Below are 20,095 nucleotides of genomic sequence, written 5' to 3'. Positions count from 1 at the left end.
GTAAAAAATAAAGATAGGTGCGAATTACACCTATCTTTTCTATTTCATATCAATCTTATCTGATTGAAACCAAATCGGCTTCGATAACTCAAAGTTATTATGATCCTCTAAAACTATAGTAAGACGCTCTAACATATCATCTAACATATGCGGTGCTGCTCGTAATGTCCAGACAACTGATGAGAAAACTGTCATGCCGACGTACACCGCATATAATTTCCAGAACTCCTCTGGTATTCTCCTATTAAAGTATCCTTCTATTTGTCCGATTGAATACGGAATACTAATGTCTCTTGCAAATAGTGCAATTTTTACGAAATCATGAAGTGGGTCGCCCCAGTCATAACCATTAAAATCAATAACACCTACATATTTCCCATCCCGCACAATTATATTTTCTAAATGAAAATCATCGTGTTGAAATCGATTTGGGCGGTTTTGTACATACATTTCATTTTCATCTATAAACTTAATAATTTTATCATCATTTTTAATTTTAATTCCGCATGTTTTGTACACCTCTAAATATTTTCGATGTTTGTTCATTGCTCTTTCATACCATGGAAGTATACCCTTAGGAGCTTCATATGTATGCATTTTTGCTAAATCTTTTCCTGCCTCTATACCTATATCATATTGTTCTTTTAGTGTATATGTCGGCAACAACTTCTTCGCATCTTCTCCTTCTATATACGAAAAAATACCGTAGCATAAACCTTCTTTTTCCAACAAACCCATTTCAATTGGCTTTTGTGCTTGCACACTACGTTTTTGCATTTCATTTAAAATTTGAAACTCTATTTTCTTTCTTTCAAACTCTTTTATATCGCCTGTCCGTAACAAATACTTTTCATCTTTAATAGTCGTAATGATATATTTTTTATCAGGTGAGAAACCTTTAGAAATTTCTTCAATATTTGCTGCATCCTTTACTATTTGTATATTGTTTTGCCGTGCTGCAATTGTCTTCATGTTTATTCCCCTTACATTTCTACATTTGGTGTATACGCTACTTCTATAATAAATCCATTCGGATCGTAAAAATCAACCGTATAGTATCCGTCCGAATAATGATTCATTTCTATCGGACCACGTATTACCTTCACTTTTGTACTAGCAAGAAAATCTGCTACTTCATCAACTATTTCTCTACGAATAGCTTGATAACAAATATGTCTAGGCCCTAAAGTCCTTACAATTTCCCCGTCCACCTCTTTAAAATATATTTCACTTTCTCCCGTACTATATGCCACTTCATTTAACTTTCTCCATCCAATTATCGAAAACAATTTATCATAAAAAGAAATAGACTCCTCTAAATTCGCGACCCAAAATTCAATATGATGAATACCTGCTCGAAGTGTATTCATATTAAGAATGTGCCCCTTGTACGACTTGTACAATTTCCATAGGCGTATGAACCATATAATCTGGTGCATCTTTTTCTACTGTTTCAATGACATCATATCCCCAAGATACCCAAATTACGTTCACACCAGCCTTTTTACACGCTGCTACATCTCGCTGTTCATCACCGACATATAACATTTCTTGCTCTGTTATTTTTTTTGATTTTAAAAACCTTTTTATCATTTTGTCTTTACCAAACAAATTTTTAGAACAATACACCTCTTGAATATTTTCGATACCATTATTATGTAAAAACGCCCGAATATGCTCTTCTGAGTTAGAGGATATGACGGCAATCCCGTAGCCTTTTTTATGTAATTCATCTAATACATCCTTCATCCCATGGAACAAAACGAGATCTTTTATAGCTGGTTGATATAATTTATAAAACTCTAACGCTAATATCGGGAGTTTATACAGTGGTACATCGAGTTGTTTACATCTCTCGGGCATCGTTAATTTACGTAAATGCTCAATTTCTTCTTCCCTTACTGTTTTATAACCATGCTTTTCAGCTATTTGATTATAGATCGGTACAAATATATTTTGTGAATCTACTAATGTGCCATCAAAGTCAAAAACAATATATTTTTGCATTTCCATACTCCCTTTTCTTCTTTTTTCCTAAACATATGTTATTCAACAACATAGTTGTCTTACCCTTTTATCAACAAAAAAAGAACAAGATTTTCTCTTGTTCTTTTTAAGAAAGCCATTTTGGCGGTACATTCGTATTCCAATAAATATTTCCTAGTTCATGATGTCCAGAGTATCCATCATCAAAACGATGATAATGGAAATTGAAATAATAACCATCTTGCGGTGGATGATCTCTTCTTACATGAAATCGTAGTAAGTCATTTCCAGATTTCGTATCGTAAACGTGAAAAATCTTTTCATTATTTCCACCAGCTGGTTTCTGAGAAATCGATAATGATTGTAACGACTCCTCTGGAACATCATTGGCAAGCTCAGCAATTGCCTCTTCAATTTTCGGTAATATTACATCTTTAAACTCATCTTCAATTACTGGGCCAATTTTAGTTCCAAACTTTTGCATCGACTGCTTCTCTGCTTCTTGCATTGCATAAGTAATAAAAGTATCGGTGGTTAACCTGTCATTCGTTTCTTCATATGTATAGGACGTACTCTCCAAATTTTGTTGCCCAGCTGTGCTCGTAGGCTTGTCCGCAGCTTTGGCATTATCAAGCAATATGGAAGGAGGCGTCACTAAACCAAATGTAAATACGGTAATTAATGCGACTAAGGTTTTTCTAAACCAATTTGGCATTTATGTTCCCTCCCCTTTCACTCATTATATTTTATCCCGCATTAACGGGCAAGTAAGACCCCCACCTCAAAATTCAGCGAAGGCAAAGAGGTTAGGCGGGGGATCAACTGCCCGTAAAAGCCCGATTGGTGAAGGCTAATAATCAGTGGGGATGAAGAAAACCCCCACTGATTAAAGTTTCACTTTATATAACGGTTGTTTCTTCTATTATACAAAATGATTGTAATTTTTGCACTTTACAATTTTGTTAACGTTCACATATTTTTCACTTGAATATGAAATTGTAAGATTTCATACAATAAAATACAACAACAATAAGGAGGCGATCAGATGACTTTAGATGTCATGTATTCCGCCGCAAGCATACTCGTTTTAGTATATTTTATTTATCAATGTGTGACAGATTAGAAAAAGAGCCGTCAATGGCTCTTTTTTAATGGAAAAAATATAATCCATACAATTAATAAAATAAAAACAACGCCACCGATCACAGCTGGCAATAAATAAAACTGAGAAAGTATAACTATGCCGTACAAAAATATTGCCGGAAGTAGTAAATAGCGATCGGCCTTCCATCTTAACAAAAGTAATTTTCCTTCATCACAATATAAATGAAGAAACATCTTTTTCGTAAATTCATTCCAATAATCACGCGCATAGCGAGAAATTGCAACTAAAGCAAATACAAGAATAATAGCTGCAATCCACCTCGGACTCATCATAATACTTACAGTGCTTATACATACAATTTGAATATAAAATATTCGTGCACTACTTGTACGGAAAAATTCTTTCAAAAAAGATTCAACAATACGCGAATCAGCTTTTTTCCCTAAAAGTCTTTTAGAATGTGGAAACATCCACGGTTTTTTATTTGAACTACTCGGCTTAGTAGCATGGCCACCAACTTGCATAATACCGCTCGTCCAACGCATACTTTCTTCTTTTTCTTTCTCAACTTCTTTAAAAAAGTAATTTTTATAATTCATCTTTTCTTTTACTAATACTATAGTTAGGAAAACTGCTAAACCGATAAATAGTATTGAATACAATGGATTTTTATAAGTGAAAAATAGACTCATTCCAAAAAAGGATAAGCTCATAGAAAATATTACATTTTTTATAATCCATAAAACCCATCGTTTCCCGACACGTATATGTATAAATCTCGTTAACAACGACAACATAAATCGAAATACAGTAAAGAATGTCCAAAATAATACGATTTGTATCTTTGTCGCTCCGATACTTTTCATTAACACCGGTAACATAACAACTACTACCATTACATTCGTTATTGCTATTCGAATAAATGTATATATCATGCCATACTGAATTAATTTTCGCATATGAGTTGGATACGAAATTAAAAATAAACTATCTGCTTGTTCAAAAAACGAGCGAACGCCTCTGGAATATGTTACAAGATAAAATACGAGTAAACCTAATCCGAAATAAACAATCTCTTCCATCGATAATGTTTCCATCCATAGTGATCGATAATAGATTCCCATAAATATAAGTGCTGGAATAATAATATATAACGCAACTGTCCAATCTGTTACCGAACGTATGGACTTCCATTTCCGCTCAAGTTCATGGCGTAATCTTTTATAAAATTGGTTTTTAATCATGTTGTTCACGCCTTACGATTACATCAAAACAGTCTAATAATGAACTCCCTGGCATTTCTGCTAACGTTTGAATAGCCCCTAGATGTCCATCTGCAACTAATGTACCTTGTGAAATAAGCAAAAATCTCTCACAAATTCTTTCAGCAGTATCCAGTACGTGCGTACAAAGTAAAATTCCTGCCCCGCGCTCTTTTTCTTTATATAAATAACTTAAAAACTCTTTCGTAGCTACTGGATCTAATCCGATAAAAGGTTCGTCAATTATATAAAAATCTGGCTTAGTTAAAAACGCCAATATAAGCATCGATTTTTGTTTCATACCTTTTGAAAACTTTGATAAATACTCGTGCTTATGCTTATCCATTCGAAACATATGTAATAATTCTTCAGCTTTCCTTTCCCAGCTTCCTACTTCATTCTCACGAGCAGCCATTAATAATTCAATATGTTCCCAGAGCGTCAAATAATCATATTATGTTGGATGTTCCGGCACATATGCATACGGATTTTTCTTTTCACCAAATGATATTTCACCATTCATATTTACAAGTAAGCCTAGCACCGTTTTAATCGTCGTACTTTTCCCGGCACCATTTGCGCCAATAAGAGCAACTAATTCACCTTTTTCAATTGAAAAAGCAATATCATGAATTGTTTTTTCACCTATTTCATATCCAGCTGAGCGGATATTCACCTTCAACATACATTCCCCTTCTTTCCATTTCCAATACAATCAAGGAAAAGAATAACATATAACTATATATATCATTATAAAATATTTATTTTCATAGCAGGAAAAAACATTTTTTAACAGAATATTAAATGTTTGATTACATTTTATTGGAGTGAATAATATGTCTTTTCAAATTCGTGAAGCGACGATGGATGATATAGATGCACTTTGTTCTTTAACGAAAGAATTAAAAGGTTCCTCTATTTCCTATGAAGATATGAACAACCGCTTGCAATTCGTACAAATGAGTCCTTTTGATTTTTTATATGTTTATGTGGAAGAAGAAACTATATTTGGATTACTCGGGTTTCGTATACGCGAAAATTTAGAAGATGTAACTCGTTATGGAGAAATTTCAATTATTAGCGTCGATTCTACAATACGACGGAAAGGCATTGGACAAGTGTTAATGGATTATGCAGAACAATTAGCAAAGAAGCATCATTGCATTGGAACATGGCTAGTTAGTGGAACAAAAAGAGTAGAAGCACATCCTTTTTACAAAAAATTAGGTTATGAAGTAAATGGATATCGATTTGTAAAACATTTTTAAACTACTTTTTACTTGAAGGGACTATAAATATGACAAACATTAAAGCAATTTTCATTGATCGTGACGGTACAATTGGCGGCGACACTACAATACATTACCCTGGTTCTTTTACATTATTCCCCTTTACAAAAGTAGCTCTGCAAAAAATAAAAGCTCAAAATATAAAAATTTTCTCTTTCACAAATCAACCAGGTATCGCGGATGGAATAGCGACTATAGCTGATTTTGTACAAGAATTAAAAGGTTTCGGTTTTGATGATATTTACGTTTGTCCTCATAAACATGGTGATGGTTGTGAATGCCGTAAACCAAGTACAGGCATGCTTCTTAAAGCAGCGGAAAAACATGGGCTTGATTTAACACAATGTGCTGTAGTTGGTGATCGCTGGACTGATATTGTGGCAGGAGCAAAAGTGAATGCGACAACAATATTAGTTCGAACAGGCGCTGGATACGATGCTTTACATACGTACCGAGACAACTGGGCACATATTGAGCCAAACTACATTGCAGAAAACTTTGAAGATGCAACAAACTGGGTTTTAAATCAACTATAATACAATTTAAAAGAGACGTTTTCATTTTGAAAACGTCTCTTTTAATCTTACATTTTTTAAAATGTTAATTCATAATGGAAATAACGATTATCTCTTAAATAACCATTTTCAGCGTATAATCGCTGTGCTGATAAATTATCAATCTCTGTTTGTAATTTTACACCTTTTGCGCCATTTTCTAATGCGAAATTTTTAGCAGCTTCTAATAATTTTTTACCTGTTCCAGATCCGCGCTTCGCGGCTTGTACAAACAGATCATTTAAAATCCATAATTCTTTCATTGAAATGGAAGAAAATGATGGATATAGTTGCGTGAATCCAATATATTCACCGTCTTCAACTGCTACGAAAATAACGGATTCTTTTCTCTCGATACGATTTTGTAAAAATACTTTTGCACCTTCTAAATCGGAATCTTGTCGGTAAAACATACGATAGTTATTAAAAACTGATGCTAGTCCATCTAAATCTGCAATTGTTGCCTCATATATTCTCATTTTACTCCATTCCCCTTCCAATACTGTCTCATTATATCCGTTACCCATTTAGGCTGTAGAATTTCTTCTTTCGGCATAAACTCTTTCATTACCGGCTTTATATCCAATATAGGGGTGCCATCAATAGCATCTAATCCCTCAACAATAATTGATTTACCGTCTCTTTTTATCACTTTTACAATTGTTACACCTAAGCGATTCGGGCGATTTTTCCCGCGCTGTGCAAAAATTCCTACTTTAGGATAATCATTATTATTTCTAGGATGTCTAGCAACATATTGAATTTGTTCATCCGTTACTTTATGAAAATAAAAAACAACTTCAATATGAGAAAATTCTTCAATCCCTTGTATACTTTCCTCTGTATACAATTCAGTTAAAGTAATACAGGATCTTACTTCTCCCCATTCGTCATCTTTTATTTCCTTTCTTTCATTATGTACAAATGCGATTGGTTGAACTGAAAACATACGCATCCCCCTTAAATGTAACCACTTACATTATAAAATATTTTCTGAATGTTTTCCACATACACGAACTAAGTTTACATAATATAATTATAATCTATTTTCTAAAGCCACATTTACTGCTTCCATTGCATGTATAAAAGTTGTATCAAATATCGGAACTAATACGTCTTCCTGCTTTATTAATAATCCTATTTCTGTACAACCTAAAATTATTCCCTGTGCTCCTTTTTGCACTAGCTCTTCTATGACTCTTTTATAATATTCTCTAGATTGCGATGTTATTTTTCCTAAACATAATTCTGTATAAATTATTTCATTTAATTTTTCTCTATTTTTTTCTACTGGCACTATTACTTTTATATTATTCTCTTCTATACGTGACTTATAGAAATCTTGCTCCATTGTATATTTTGTTCCAAGTAGACCAATCGTTTGAATACCTTTTCTTTTAATTTCTTTTGCAGTAGTATCAGCAATATGTAATACAGGGATGTTAATATTCTCTTTTATTTTCTCCACTACTTTATGCATTGTATTTGTGCAAATGATTATAAAATCTGCTCCTCCCTTCTGCAATGAATACGCCGCATTCCCTAATACTTCTCCTGCTCCATCCCAATCCCCGTTAGACTGGAATCGTTCAATCTCTTCAAAATCCACACTATTAATCAGACATTTTGCTGAGTGTAATCCTCCTAATCTACTTTTTATCTCTTCATTTAAAATTCGATAATATTCCGAAGTCGATTCCCAACTCATACCACCTATAAGCCCTATCGTTTTCATATAAACCACCTACCTAAACTTTTTTCTAAACTAATAACAATATTTTATTATGTATATTATACACAATAAAACAAGACTTTAAGTTTATAATATAAAGTCTTGTTTTAACTATTTCCAAGGAAATTTTATGTTAATATTCTGAAATTAATCCCCTAATTTTTTTATAGAATCTTCATATTGATAATTAAAACATTGTCGATACAACTGTTTAATTTCATTATAAGAAGGGACTCGCGGATTATTTCCTGGGCTACCACTTTCAATTGCATCCGAGGCCATTTTTGAAATAGCATTTTCAAACTCAATTTCATCAATTCCATATTCTTTTAAATTTGGAATACGAAGATCGAAACAAAGTTTCTTTATTTCAGCAAGCATGTAATTCGCTACTTCTTCCTCAGAATATGAGTAGAGATCTTTGTTTAAATTGCGTCCAATCTCGGCTAATCTTTTCACTGCACTTGTTTTTGTGAACTCTAAAACTGTAGGTAATAGTATGGCGTTCGATATACCATGCGGTACATGAAATAGTGCACCTACTGGCCTTGACATACCATGAACTAACGTAACTGATGCATTTGAGAATGCAATTCCAGCTTGTAATGAAGCGATCATCATTGCTTCCCTTGCTTCCATATTACCTCCATCTTCATATGCAATACGTAAATATTTCATAATACTTTCAATAGCCGAAAGAGCAAGTACATCTGTAAGTGGTTGAGAAAATTTAGAAATATATGCTTCAATTGCATGGCATAATGCATCTATACCTGTCGCTGCCGTAATATGAGGTGGTACCGAACTTGTTAATATCGGGTCAATAATCGCTACTTGCGGGGTAAAACTCGGATGCTTCATCATCATTTTTACATCTGTTTTTTTATTCGTAATTACTGCTACACTTGTTACTTCTGACCCAGTACCTGAAGTTGTTGGAATTGCAATGAGTGGTAGTGGATCATTTTCTATTTCAACATCTTTTTGGACGTAATATTCAATTGCTCCACCATTAGTATATAACACCGCTACTGCTTTCGCAGCATCAATACAACTTCCACCACCAATACCGATAATAAAATCACACTTTCCTTCTTTACAAATCGTTAACGCTTCTAATACGTGTAAATTTGTAGGCTCAGCATTCACTTTATTATATGTAATAACAGTAATCCCTTTCTTATTTAGCTGTTTTATGCACCTTTCAACATACCCTAATTTCTCCATAATTGTATCAGTAACTATAAAAGCTCTTTTCCCAAACTTCTTTGATTGTTCCCCCAGTTTTTCAATCGAATTTCTTCCATATAGTACAGACTTCGGCATACGAAACTCAGCAACTTCTTGCAAATACTCCACCCCTTCTTACCCTTATTAATGTTTAGTTTATAAAATATCAACTAAATAAACCTTTACAATTCATATAGTATCTATTTTTAATAAATTCCTGTAATAGTATAGAATGCGATAACTAAAAACACAGCAAGCGTTTTCAAAACTGTAATAGCAAATATATCTTTATATGACTGTTTATGTGTTAAACCTGTTACTGTAAGAATAGTAATAATAGCCCCGTTATGTGGTAATGTATCCATTCCTCCTGATGCCATTGATACGATACGGTGCATAACTTCTAATGGGATATCAAATTGATTGGCTGCTGCAATAAATTTATCCCCCATCGCACTTAAAACAATCCCCATTCCTCCTGATGCAGAACCTGTAATACCGGCTAAAATATTCGTCGTTACCGCTCCATTCACTAAAGGATTTGTGAACGTTGCAGAAATGCCATCTCTCATAATTGCAAAACCTGGAAGTGCTGCAATGACACCACCGAAACCAAATTCTGCTCCAGTGTTCATTGTTGCAAGTAGTGCTCCACCTATACTTGTATTCAATCCAGCTTGAAATCCTGTTACTACCCGTTTCCAGTATAATAAAAGAGTTGTTAAAATTCCTATTATAAGTGCCAATTCTACAGACCATATTCCAACTACCGCACTCAATTCTACTTTTCCAAATGCTTTCATACCAATTGCTGAAAAGTCAAAACCGTTCGGATACCACTTTGGTATCATAATAGTAAACACTTTATTCATTACACCTACTAAAATAAGTGGTATAAAAGCAATAAGTTGTTGTACCCTCGTAATTTCTAAACTATTTAACAGCGGTATTTCTTTCTGCTCTAATTCCAAAGATGCTGCCATTTCAGTATTCCCATCGTTAAAACCAAAATACCCTTCACCTGCTGCTTTTGCCTTCTTACGCCTACTCTCTAAATATAATAAACCTAACGTGAGAACAAAAATTGCCCCTACAATACCAAGTATCGGTGCAGCATAAATATCCGTTTTAAAAAATGTTGTAGGTATTACATTTTGAATTTGTGGTGATCCAGGGAGCGCATCCATTGTAAATGTTACTGCTCCAAGGACAATTGTTCCAGGTATTAAGCGCTTTGGAATATTAGCTTGTCGAAAAAGCTTAGCTGCAAACGGAAATATAGCAAATACCACTACATATACACTAACACCACTATATGTTAAAATAGCACCCATTAAAACAATCGCTAAAATTGTACGTTTTTCTCCAACCAACTCTACAATCGTCTTTGCAATAGAATCAGCAATTCCTGACATTTCTACTACTTTCCCAAAAACTGCTCCAAGTAAAAACACCGGGAAATATAGTTTAATAAACCCTACCATTTTCTCCATAAAAATATTAGAAAAGAAAGGTAATACAAAACTAGGTTCTGTCAAAAATACCGCAAATAATGCAAAAATTGGTGCAAATAAAATAACAGAAAACCCTCTATAGGCTACAAACATAAGTAAGCTAAGTGCTAACAATATAATAACTAGCTCCAATTATACCCCTCCTTTAAACTGAAAATTCAATCTTTTATTGATAAACTTCTACTAATCTTTCATTTCTGACATCCCTCCTCTAATTCATACAAATTTTTCATACTAAAATGTCTAATTATACATATTCGATTACATATGAAAAATCCCTTTAAACAGAAACGATTTCATCGTCATACGTTATAAAGGGATTGTTAGTCTCTATTTTTATTTTTTTATTAAACTATTTTCTATACAAAAATGGTGTAGTTCTTCTATATCCTTCGCTATATGAGTCGCACTAACTTCAATCAACTCATTTTTACTACCATAGCCATATAAAACACCAATTGAAGCAATTCCATTATGATTTGCACCTATTATATCGTGCTTTCTATCTCCAATCATAACAACTTCCTCTTTATTAAGTCCTTCATTCTGTTGTAAAATATGAGCAATTATTTCTTCTTTTTTTATTCTTGTTCCATTTAAATTACTTCCAATGATATCTTCAAAATAATTCGTTAGTTGAAAATGCTCTATTACTTGTCTAGCAAAAATAGTAGGCTTTGAAGTAGCTATAAATAAACGATTTCCGTTATCTTTTAATTGTTTTAGGAGATTTAGAATACCCTCGTATACACTATTCTCCAACAACCCACGTTGCTTTAAATATTCCCTGAAATAAAAAACAGCTCGTTCAACTTCTCCTTCATTCATATTATATCTCTCTACGAATGATTGCTGAATAGGAGGACCAATAAATGAATCTAACTCACTTACATGTAATTCTTCAATTCCAACCTTTTCTAACGCGTACAAAACTGAATTTACAATCCCCTTTTTAGGATCCGTTACTGTTCCATCTAAATCAAATAAAAATGTTCTATACATATTTAATCCCCCACTCATCCTACTTTACATGTAATACTAAAGTTTTTTTACTACTCTATCTCTACTATACTACCATTATTTATTTTTTCAAAAAAATCACTTTTTCTATGTTACATAGTTTCGGTTACATTAGACGGATAGATATGATAAAGTAAGAAAGTTACAATTAATTCAATAGAAACTGGTGAAACAAATGTCAATTACGTTAATTTTTATAATGGCTTTCACAATTGTCATCCACGCAGTCGAAACTAGTTCTTATAGTATTCGCTTAGCTGGTGTTCGTTTAAAAAAGATTGTCGTTGCCTTATCTGTCGTAGGAATGGTATTACTTATTTCAAGAACTTCAAATTTACTACAAGCCTTTTTAATTGGCGGGATTGTCGATGAAGCAAAACGAGATGCTTCTATTAATTTAGAGCATACTATACGACTTGTACTATTATCTGCTTCCATAGGTACATTACTTGCGATTATTCTTTATCCAACTTTGACAAAACTATTTGGATATGTCATTCAAAACTTTGAAACAGATGGTTCTTTCATTCGAATGATGAAAACAAATAACATTCAAAAATTAAAGTACACAAAAAAATATGTGCGCTTTCCAAGATTTGAAATGATTCATAGATTGCGTATCGGTGGTATCCCAAAGCGTATTATGCTTATTAACATGTTTGCTACTGCAATTTATACAGCAGGTGTTCTTTCTGCCCTTTATGCTTCTTTTCTAAATCCAGATTACGCAACAAATGCAAGTACAGCTTCTGGCCTTGTGAATGGTTTTGCTACTATTTTATTAACAGTATTGCTCGATCCACGCATTGCTCTATTAACAGAGCGTGCTTTACAATCAGAAAATGGTGCTGAATCTATGAGTAAAATGTATGGTTGGTTAATGATATCTAGACTTCTCGGTACTTTACTCGCACAACTGTTGTTCGTACCAGGTGCTTACTGGATTTTGTGGATTATTGAACTGATGCACTAATTTACTAGGAAGGTGAATTTATCAATGAAGATACAAACAGAGCAAGATGTAATTCGCTTAATAGAAAATGACAAATGGATGATGAACATATTACACATAGCAAAATCACTAGAGCTACCTGATTGGTGGATTTGCGCCGGTTTTGTTCGTTCTAAACTTTGGGATACTTTGCATAACTACGAAGTAAGAACTGCTACACCGGACGTTGATGTCATCTATTTTGATCCATTACATAAAGACGAGACATATGAACAATCCGTAGAGAAAACACTAACAAATATGGATGCTTCTATACCTTGGTCGGTTAAAAATCAAGCTCGTATGCATGTGGTGAACAACATGCCACCATATTCTTCTTCTGTTGATGCTATTTCTAAATTCCCTGAAACAGCAACGGCTTTAGGGGTTACATTAGACGAAAAAAACAATGTTATATTAACAGCTCCGTGCGGTATTGGAGATGTTCTTTCATTACAAGTGAGACCAACAGCTCATTTTCTCGAATCAAAAGGACGTATACATATGTACAAAAACAGAGTTATTAAAAAGAATTGGCAAAGTAAATGGCCTAACATAACAATCACATATCCAGAAATTTAGAAAGGGTGCTTCTCATTTATAGAAGCACCCTTTTCTTCATTTCAAAAAATACATGACTGTTTCTGCGAATCTATCCGCTTCCTCATAATGAGGTGAATGACCGCTCTCTTCAAATGCAATATACTTGCCGTTTCGAGCATCTTTATTAAATATTTCAATTTGTTTTTCACACGTTACTACATCATGTTTTCCTACAAGTAATAACATTGGATTTTGTACATCTTTTATTTTGGATAATAATGATGTATGACATGCGCCTTCTAATTTTAATCTATCAAAATGAATCTTGGAGCGTTTTGAAAATACTTCCCACTCTTGATCACTGTATAAACTCTCATCTGTCCTATCTTCCTTATTATTGTAAATCTCCATTCTTTTTTCTTCTAATTCATCGCTTAATCTTATATAAGCTTCAAGCAACTCTTCGGAACTAGCATTGCTAGATGAATAAGCGATGGACTCTTCTGCTACTTCTTCTTTTCCATACTTTTTTAATAAATCCCCTGTCTTTTGTAACAAAGCTCTACTTGTTAATGCAAAATCGAAAGTTGGTCCTTCAAATATTATTTTCTCTATTGAACTTGGATATATCGATGCATATAACAATGCTACATATCCACCGAAAGAATGTCCAATTACAGACCACTTCTCAATTTGCAATACTTTTTTTAGTTCTTCACAATCTTCAATCAAATCATTTAATCCAAAAGCTTCGTCCTCAAGAATTTCTTCTGAGCGACAAACACCTCTTTGATCTATCATAATTACATATAAAGAATCTTTTAAACGTTCCGCTTGATGAAATGAAAAATCATAACAGCTCTCTCCCGGACCGCCGTGCAAGTATAATACAGGCTTACTTTTAGGGTTTCCATGTGCTTCAACATATAACTTCTTCCCTCTAATGTCCATGTATTTCCCTGCTTCTATCAAATTCGCCTTTATAATCATCACCTTCTTTTTTACTGAATATTATAACATTTTATGTTAAATAATTCCTATTACATTTAAAAAGACGATGATTATGGCAATTGGTGCTACAAACCGAAGTAAAAATGCCCAACAAGTAAATACTTTCTTTCCGTAATTTCCACCTACAAAAAATTCTGCTTCTAGCACCTTCTTTTCCATTTTGAATGATACGAAAATACTAATAAATAGCGCTCCTAGTGGCATTAATATATTACTAGATAAAAAGTCTACCGCATCAAAAATATTCTTTCCAAAAATCGTAATATCACTCCATACTCCAAATGATAACGCAGATGGTATACCTACTAAGAAAATACAGAAACCAATGATCCATGATAGTTTCGTTCTTCTTTCTTGTTCACCATTTGCTAATGCTGAAACAACCGTCTCTAGTAGAGAAAATGCCGATGTTAATGTGGCAAATGTAAATAGCGCAAGAAATACCGTTAAGAACAATCCGCCAAATGGAATTTGACTAAATACAGATGGTAATACGATAAATAGCAATCCAGGCCCTTCCGTCGGCTCCATTCCTAATGAAAATACTGCTGGAAAAATTGCAAGACCTGCAAATAAAGAAACGAATAAATTCAATCCAACAATTGTTATTGCTGATTTTGGTAAACTTTCTTTTTTATTTAAATAGGAACTATACGTAACCATAATTGATATTCCGATACTAATTGCAAAGAACGATTGGCCCATTGCGAACAAAATACTTTCTGAAGTAATCTTTGAGAAATCTGGTTGTAAGAAAAACTTCACACCTTGCATTGCATTATCCAATGTTAATGAACGAATAATAAGGGCGACAAATAAAACGAACAATGCTGGTAACATATATTTACTTGCTTTTTCAATTCCGTTTTGTACACCTTTTGATACAACCCATATCGTAATGAACATAAAAGCGAAATGTCCAGTAATAGCCCAAGCGGGATTTCCAATTGTTTCAGTAAATAATGCACCGTAATTTTGTCCCGGAGTAATAAGTTGTCCAGTTACTCCTCTAAATAAATAAATCAATACCCATCCACCTACAACACTATAAAACGAAAGTAATATAAAACACGTTCCAACGCCAAGGCGTCCAATCCAGTGCCACCCTGTATTTGGTGCAATACTTTTAAATGCGCCAACTGCTTGTTTCTGTGTACTGCGTCCAATCATAAATTCAGCTATTAATAGTGGTAGTCCAATTAACACAGTAAATAATATAAAAATTAAAAAGAATGCTCCTCCCCCGCTCTTCCCAGCGATATAAGGAAACTTCCATATTGCGCCTAATCCAATTGCTGATCCTGCTGCAGCCATTATAAATCCTAATTTCGAAGTCCATTGCTCTGTCTGTTTCATCTTATTTTCCTCCTAATTAAATCTTTTTATATAAATAATTAAATTTTACATACCTATCCGAATAAACCCTCCATTTCTTTTTCTATAAAATAAAAAATGGCTCAGCATCTCTTTATATAAAGAGACGCTAAGCCATTTACTTAACGCGGTACCACCCTTATTGATTCCATTATGAATCCACCTTAGTAGTAATCGTTTGATTACAAACCTAATATCGAAGGTTAACCGTTAAGATTTACTAAGAATGTGATTCCGTTCCACCTTACTGCTCCTAGGCGAGTTCAGGATGTCATTTGACTATGTCGCACCAACCCATAGCTCTCTGCACAAATACATGACCTTACTACTCCTATTCAACACATTTTAATATTTAGAATATATTTTCTTTTGAAATTAATATGAAGTATATCGGTTATATTTATAACTGTCAAGGTATATATTAATTTTTTTGTCGAAAAGGTTTTTTATAAACTTTCAATGTAAAAATAAAAGAACATTAAAAAAGAACCTTCGCGATAATCGCGAAGGTTCTTTTTTATGGTGTAAGACGTGTACAATCTCTCGGAAAAGCACTCGCCTCTCGTACGTTCGTTAATTCTAAAAGTTTATATACAACCCTTTCTAGCCCAATGCCGAAACCGCCATGCGGTGGACAACCGTATCGGAATGTATTTAAATAAGATTGAAATTTCTCTAGGTGTAATCCTTTTTCTTTAAAAGATGCGAGTAATAGATCATAATTATGAATACGCTGTGCACCTGACGTAATCTCTAATCCTTTATACAATAAGTCAAAAGAATCAGTAATAGTTGGATTCTCTTTATTCGGCATCGTATACATCGGTCTCGCTTCTTTCGGATAATGTGTAATAAAAACAAATTCACTATTATATGTTTCTTTCACATATTTCCCTAGTAACTTTTCACCTTCTGTATCTAAATCTCCAATCGGTGATTCTTTTCGATACTTACTTTTCAAAATCTCTTGTGCTTCTGATAATGTAATTTTCGGTATTTCAGTAATGACAGGTACTTCTATTTGTAATTGTTGTAGTTCTTTCTCACATGTTTCTCCTACTTGCTGAAACATATATCGTAAAACATCCGTTTCTAATTGCATCACTTCATGAAAATCATCGATAAATCCAAGCTCTACGTCTAACGATATATATTCATTCAAATGACGGGAAGAGTTGTGATGTTCCGCTCTGTAAACAGGTGCAATTTCAAAAACACGTTCCAATCCTCCCGCTACCATCATTTGTTTATAAAACTGTGGTGATTGAGCTAAATAAGCTTCTTTTTGGAAATATGGAAGCTTAAAAACATTCGCTCCTCCTTCTGCCCCTTGCGAAACAATTTTCGGCGTAAATATACGTATGAAATCGTTCTCTGTTAAATAGTCACTAAAACTTTGAGCGAGTGTAGCTTTCACTTTAAATATCGCCGCGGTTCGCTCATGTCTTAACGATAATACTCGTTCATTCAATAGTTGATCTAAACCAACTTGTAATTTCTTTTTATTTAATTCAAATGGAAGTTGTTCTGCACCATTTAATACTTTCACTTCATGAGCAAGTACTTCAACCCCTAATTCTGTTTTCGAAGTCTCTACAATTTCACCAACTATTTGAACGACACTTTCTACATCAACTTTGTATCCAGCTAACTCGTTTTCTAATACACATTGAATAACTCCCGTTCGGTCCCGTAATAATAAAAAACTCACATTACCTAGATGACGAATCTTTTTTACCCACCCTTGTAAGAGTACCACTTTTCCAACATGCTCCGTACACGCTTGAGCGAGTGAACGCGTCATTATTTGATCCATTATATTTCCCTCCAATAGTTTTCATTTTATTTACGTTATTGTTGTCATCATCGTCATCCACGTTCACTCACCTCCTTTCAAAAAATACAAAAATCCGCCCCTAGAAATAGGGACGGATTTTTTCCGCGGTACCACCCAAATTGTCACAATGACCATCTTAGCCCTGATAACGGTAGGTACCGTTTGCTTTTACTAATAATCACGTTCAAAGCAACACTCACAGGTGTCTTTCCATCATGCGGTATCGCAATCTTCCCAGCAACCGATTGCTCTCTGTAGACCTTTGCATCATGTACTTTTCCTGATCATCACTTTTTATATTTACAGAGTATTCTATCTCTTTATTTTATAAAACGCAAGCCTTTTTATTTAAGATTCTTCATCTACCGTTATATATGCGTATTTCTCATGTTCTATTATTATTTTCCCCTTTAGATTTACACTAGTCTTTTTCATGCTCTATGCATTTTCCATTTTATTACATATTTTCTGTATTTCCCACGCATATTAATAGCAAATTTGTAGCGGAGGTGTACATATGAAAAAAGCGATTAGTTTTTTTCTCTTATTATTATGCATAGTTGTAGTTAATGAAGCGTATGCTTATACCCCAAAATCTTTACCGGTTTCTCAAAATTCAAATCAATGGCAAGTGAATATTGATGAAGTGAAAAAAACGAGTAAAAAATTGTTGCAACCTAAAAAAGGTGTATTTCAAACATATCATTTCTCTGTAAAAAATCTCGGAAAAAGCGAAGTGTATAACGTACAAGTTGAAGTCTTCCACAACGAGCCAAATACAAAAACGAAATATGAACTCTTTTCCCTAAAGGAAAGTCGGTTAGCAAGCGGAAAAACTGGATTTGAACATGCTAATTTCCCTGTTGCTACAAAAGCAGATGTGTTTGACGTGATTATTACGTGGCAAGAACACCCTTTCCGCTCGATGCGAAACGGTCAAAAAGTTGAGTCTAGAAAATTTAAAGAGCATTTTGTTTTTAAAGAATCTAAAAAGTAAATGAGGATGCGGATGTATTCACATTATCATTGATATTACTTTATTTACTAGTACCAGTTCTTATGTAGATTAAAAAGTCGTGGCTTATAAACGCCACGACTTTTTATATTAATTCGTACTAATTCCTCTTGCTGCCCAAATACGATCGATATCAGCAGCATGTTGTCCGCCATATAGAAGAGCATCCGCTTGCTTAATTGCTTTTGCTCCATCACGGAATTTAGCATTTGGCGTTAATGACCAATGTGATTGTAAAATAATTTTTGTTGCTACATCACGGCCAAAAGCTTGTGCCATTTCGTATTGTCCTTGAGCCCAAATTTCCCCATCATCATGTACTTCATTCGTAATATCTTTCGGATACACTTTATTCGTATCTAATCGGCGTAAGCATGTTGGATCCGAACTAGAATAAGCTGTCGCATCCCATTCTCCAACACATGCTTTTCCGTACCCTGTAGTCGACACTGCATCTTCATAAGTAGCACCTAAGAAGTCACCAAATCCTTCTCCCATTGCTCCACCTTCTGGTGAGCTACCGAATCCAGGCACTTGATTGTCTTGAATCGAATGGCCGTATTCATGCGCGATAATACCAGCATCTTCTGCATCATCGACTCCGCCAGTACCGAAAGTTAAAGCTTTCGTTGATGGAGAATAGAATGAGTTATCATCCGTTGTACCATTAACATTTACTTTAATCGAACGATTATTAATATTTTTAAAGCCTAGTCCTTGAATATAGCGCTGCAATGTATCGATATGATAATACGACATAACATCTTCAAAGCTATCATTTGCACGTGTATAATTAAATTGTAAGTTTGTAGATTTCGTCTTCGCTTTTGAAGAAATCGTAACATACTCACCAATTAAAAATCCTGTACCATCTAAACCTTTTAACGTAACAGTTTTCAGTTGATTCGTTAGTGCTGTTGAATCTGCATCGTTACTATCTTTTAATCCTGTTTTACTACCACTAGATACGACAGGATTAGGTAAAAATACTTTTCCTGTTCCTTCTGCTTTTCGGTTTATATCAACCTTTTTAATTAACTTTCCATTTTCCGCATCAATGAATGTTTCCCATGCACCGAATGGATTATTAGAATGGACTACCACTTTATATACTGGAAGAGCGACACCTTCTTCTACAATATATCCGAATTCTTTTTCTGTAGGAGCCCATAAGTTTTGCTCACTCGCTTCTCCAACATACGCCATTGATTTTTGTATTGCATCTTTTTCACTAATTTTTGTCGTTACTTCCTTCACACCTGTAACAGGTTGATAATCAGAAACAGCAAGTACTCCTTTTCCCTCTCCGTTAAGAGTAACCGTAATTTGTTTTGAAAATACAGGCGCACCATTTACTACTTGTTGGAACTTAACATATGAAGCTACTGACGTTTCTGTTGTAGAAATATATTGCAAGTCTGAAAGGTCGGGCTTTAATCCATACTGATTGGCATTCCCTTTTAAATATTCAACTGCTTTTTTCTGTGGTGAATAAGCTTCTACCTTTACTTGCTTCTTTTCCAATGCGGAAACTGTAGAAATCGTCCCCATTACTAATGGTACAGTCATTGCCATTGCCACCATTTTTTTGTTTAACATAAAACCACTCCCCCTAATAAATTGAAACCTTTA

20 protein-coding genes, 1 pseudogene and 2 other annotated features are annotated in these 20,095 nt (G+C 34.0%); of the genes and pseudogenes, 5 read left to right on the top strand and 16 right to left on the bottom strand.

Translation table 11 applies throughout. The features are described 5' to 3' along the window. Nucleotides 1-39 precede the first annotated feature (39 nt). From JDS95_RS09010 to JDS95_RS08985, 6 genes and pseudogenes are all read right to left on the bottom strand, one after another. Nucleotides 40-972: an aminoglycoside phosphotransferase family protein gene (locus JDS95_RS09010; RefSeq protein ID WP_199690412.1), complete on the bottom strand. Its 933-nt coding sequence runs from the start codon at nt 970-972 to the stop codon at nt 40-42. An 11-nt stretch (nt 973-983) separates the two neighbouring features. Further along, complete coding sequence (locus JDS95_RS09005) at nt 984-1,370, bottom strand: VOC family protein (RefSeq protein WP_001094651.1); 387 nt, start codon at nt 1,368-1,370, stop codon at nt 984-986. A gap of 1 nt (nt 1,371) precedes the next feature. After that, nucleotides 1,372-2,007: an HAD family hydrolase gene (locus JDS95_RS09000; protein ID WP_033660514.1), complete on the bottom strand. Its 636-nt coding sequence runs from the start codon at nt 2,005-2,007 to the stop codon at nt 1,372-1,374. Nucleotides 2,008-2,113: 106 nt separating this feature from the next. After that, on the bottom strand, nt 2,114-2,701 hold the full coding sequence (locus JDS95_RS08995; RefSeq protein ID WP_001134417.1) for a YpjP family protein: 588 nt from the start codon (nt 2,699-2,701) through the stop codon (nt 2,114-2,116). Between the two features lie 419 nt (nt 2,702-3,120). Then, on the bottom strand, nt 3,121-4,335 hold the full coding sequence (locus tag JDS95_RS08990) for an ABC transporter permease (RefSeq protein WP_000594723.1): 1,215 nt from the start codon (nt 4,333-4,335) through the stop codon (nt 3,121-3,123). Continuing rightward, nucleotides 4,328-5,038 (bottom strand): annotated as a pseudogene (locus JDS95_RS08985) (ABC transporter ATP-binding protein). Before JDS95_RS08985 ends, JDS95_RS08990 begins: the two are co-directional and overlap by 8 nt. 151 nt (nt 5,039-5,189) lie before the next feature. On the opposite strand from JDS95_RS08985, the gene JDS95_RS08980 reads away from it, so the two are divergent. Both JDS95_RS08980 and JDS95_RS08975 read left to right on the top strand, forming a co-directional pair. After that, nucleotides 5,190-5,621 (top strand): GNAT family N-acetyltransferase, encoded by a 432-nt coding sequence (locus JDS95_RS08980; protein ID WP_000009793.1) that lies wholly within the window; start codon nt 5,190-5,192, stop codon nt 5,619-5,621. Nucleotides 5,622-5,650: 29 nt separating this feature from the next. After that, nucleotides 5,651-6,178: an HAD-IIIA family hydrolase gene (locus JDS95_RS08975; protein ID WP_000181789.1), complete on the top strand. Its 528-nt coding sequence runs from the start codon at nt 5,651-5,653 to the stop codon at nt 6,176-6,178. 56 nt (nt 6,179-6,234) lie between these two features. On the opposite strand, the gene JDS95_RS08970 is transcribed toward JDS95_RS08975, so the two are convergent. The 6 genes from JDS95_RS08970 to JDS95_RS08945 all read right to left on the bottom strand — a co-directional run bounded on the left by JDS95_RS08970 (nt 6,235) and on the right by JDS95_RS08945 (nt 11,674). Continuing rightward, the gene (locus JDS95_RS08970) at nt 6,235-6,675 is read right to left on the bottom strand and encodes a GNAT family N-acetyltransferase (protein ID WP_001223862.1); all 441 of its coding nucleotides are present in this window, start codon (nt 6,673-6,675) and stop codon (nt 6,235-6,237) included. Further along, nucleotides 6,672-7,145: an SAM-dependent methyltransferase gene (locus JDS95_RS08965; RefSeq protein WP_000493241.1), complete on the bottom strand. Its 474-nt coding sequence runs from the start codon at nt 7,143-7,145 to the stop codon at nt 6,672-6,674. The genes JDS95_RS08970 and JDS95_RS08965 overlap by 4 nt, the downstream gene beginning before the upstream one ends. Before the next feature lie 87 nt (nt 7,146-7,232). Further along, nucleotides 7,233-7,931: an aspartate/glutamate racemase family protein gene (locus JDS95_RS08960; RefSeq protein ID WP_000848586.1), complete on the bottom strand. Its 699-nt coding sequence runs from the start codon at nt 7,929-7,931 to the stop codon at nt 7,233-7,235. 144 nt (nt 7,932-8,075) lie between these two features. Then, nucleotides 8,076-9,278: an iron-containing alcohol dehydrogenase gene (locus JDS95_RS08955; RefSeq protein ID WP_001158486.1), complete on the bottom strand. Its 1,203-nt coding sequence runs from the start codon at nt 9,276-9,278 to the stop codon at nt 8,076-8,078. A gap of 86 nt (nt 9,279-9,364) precedes the next feature. Continuing rightward, nucleotides 9,365-10,804 (bottom strand): GntP family permease, encoded by a 1,440-nt coding sequence (locus JDS95_RS08950; RefSeq protein ID WP_000424324.1) that lies wholly within the window; start codon nt 10,802-10,804, stop codon nt 9,365-9,367. A 204-nt stretch (nt 10,805-11,008) separates the two neighbouring features. Continuing rightward, the gene (locus JDS95_RS08945; RefSeq protein ID WP_000286288.1) at nt 11,009-11,674 is read right to left on the bottom strand and encodes an HAD family hydrolase; all 666 of its coding nucleotides are present in this window, start codon (nt 11,672-11,674) and stop codon (nt 11,009-11,011) included. Nucleotides 11,675-11,867: 193 nt separating this feature from the next. On the opposite strand from JDS95_RS08945, the gene JDS95_RS08940 reads away from it, so the two are divergent. Beyond that, on the top strand, nt 11,868-12,665 hold the full coding sequence (locus JDS95_RS08940; RefSeq protein WP_000028917.1) for a lipid II flippase family protein: 798 nt from the start codon (nt 11,868-11,870) through the stop codon (nt 12,663-12,665). Nucleotides 12,666-12,689: 24 nt separating this feature from the next. Continuing rightward, a complete protein-coding gene (locus JDS95_RS08935; RefSeq protein WP_000701722.1) occupies nt 12,690-13,265 on the top strand; it encodes a nucleotidyltransferase family protein in 576 nt (191 codons plus the stop codon). 36 nt (nt 13,266-13,301) lie between these two features. On the opposite strand, the gene JDS95_RS08930 is transcribed toward JDS95_RS08935, so the two are convergent. From JDS95_RS08930 to aspS, 3 genes are all read right to left on the bottom strand, one after another. Beyond that, nucleotides 13,302-14,216: an alpha/beta fold hydrolase gene (locus JDS95_RS08930; RefSeq protein WP_085449867.1), complete on the bottom strand. Its 915-nt coding sequence runs from the start codon at nt 14,214-14,216 to the stop codon at nt 13,302-13,304. Nucleotides 14,217-14,252: 36 nt separating this feature from the next. Further along, nucleotides 14,253-15,593 (bottom strand): sodium-dependent transporter, encoded by a 1,341-nt coding sequence (locus tag JDS95_RS08925; RefSeq protein ID WP_000814551.1) that lies wholly within the window; start codon nt 15,591-15,593, stop codon nt 14,253-14,255. A gap of 117 nt (nt 15,594-15,710) precedes the next feature. After that, nucleotides 15,711-15,959, bottom strand: a binding site (T-box leader). Nucleotides 15,960-16,128: 169 nt separating this feature from the next. After that, on the bottom strand, nt 16,129-17,427 hold the full coding sequence (aspS, locus tag JDS95_RS08920) for an aspartate--tRNA(Asn) ligase (RefSeq protein ID WP_000372100.1): 1,299 nt from the start codon (nt 17,425-17,427) through the stop codon (nt 16,129-16,131). Nucleotides 17,428-17,532: 105 nt separating this feature from the next. Beyond that, nucleotides 17,533-17,745, bottom strand: a binding site (T-box leader). Between the two features lie 220 nt (nt 17,746-17,965). Between aspS and JDS95_RS08915 the strand changes: the two genes are divergently transcribed. Next, nucleotides 17,966-18,445: a hypothetical protein gene (locus JDS95_RS08915; protein ID WP_144467171.1), complete on the top strand. Its 480-nt coding sequence runs from the start codon at nt 17,966-17,968 to the stop codon at nt 18,443-18,445. Between the two features lie 108 nt (nt 18,446-18,553). Here JDS95_RS08915 and JDS95_RS08910 read toward each other — a convergent pair whose 3' ends face one another. Next, entirely contained in the window at nt 18,554-20,062 is a 1,509-nt protein-coding gene (locus tag JDS95_RS08910) for a M36 family metallopeptidase (protein WP_000932725.1), read from the bottom strand. Nucleotides 20,063-20,095 lie beyond the last annotated feature (33 nt).

This window comes from Bacillus cereus group sp. N24 (genome assembly GCF_016483345.1).
Lineage (GTDB): Bacteria > Bacillota > Bacilli > Bacillales > Bacillaceae_G > Bacillus_A > Bacillus_A toyonensis.
Note: the sequence above shows the minus strand (reverse complement) of the source record. Positions and strands in the feature narration are given on the sequence as shown.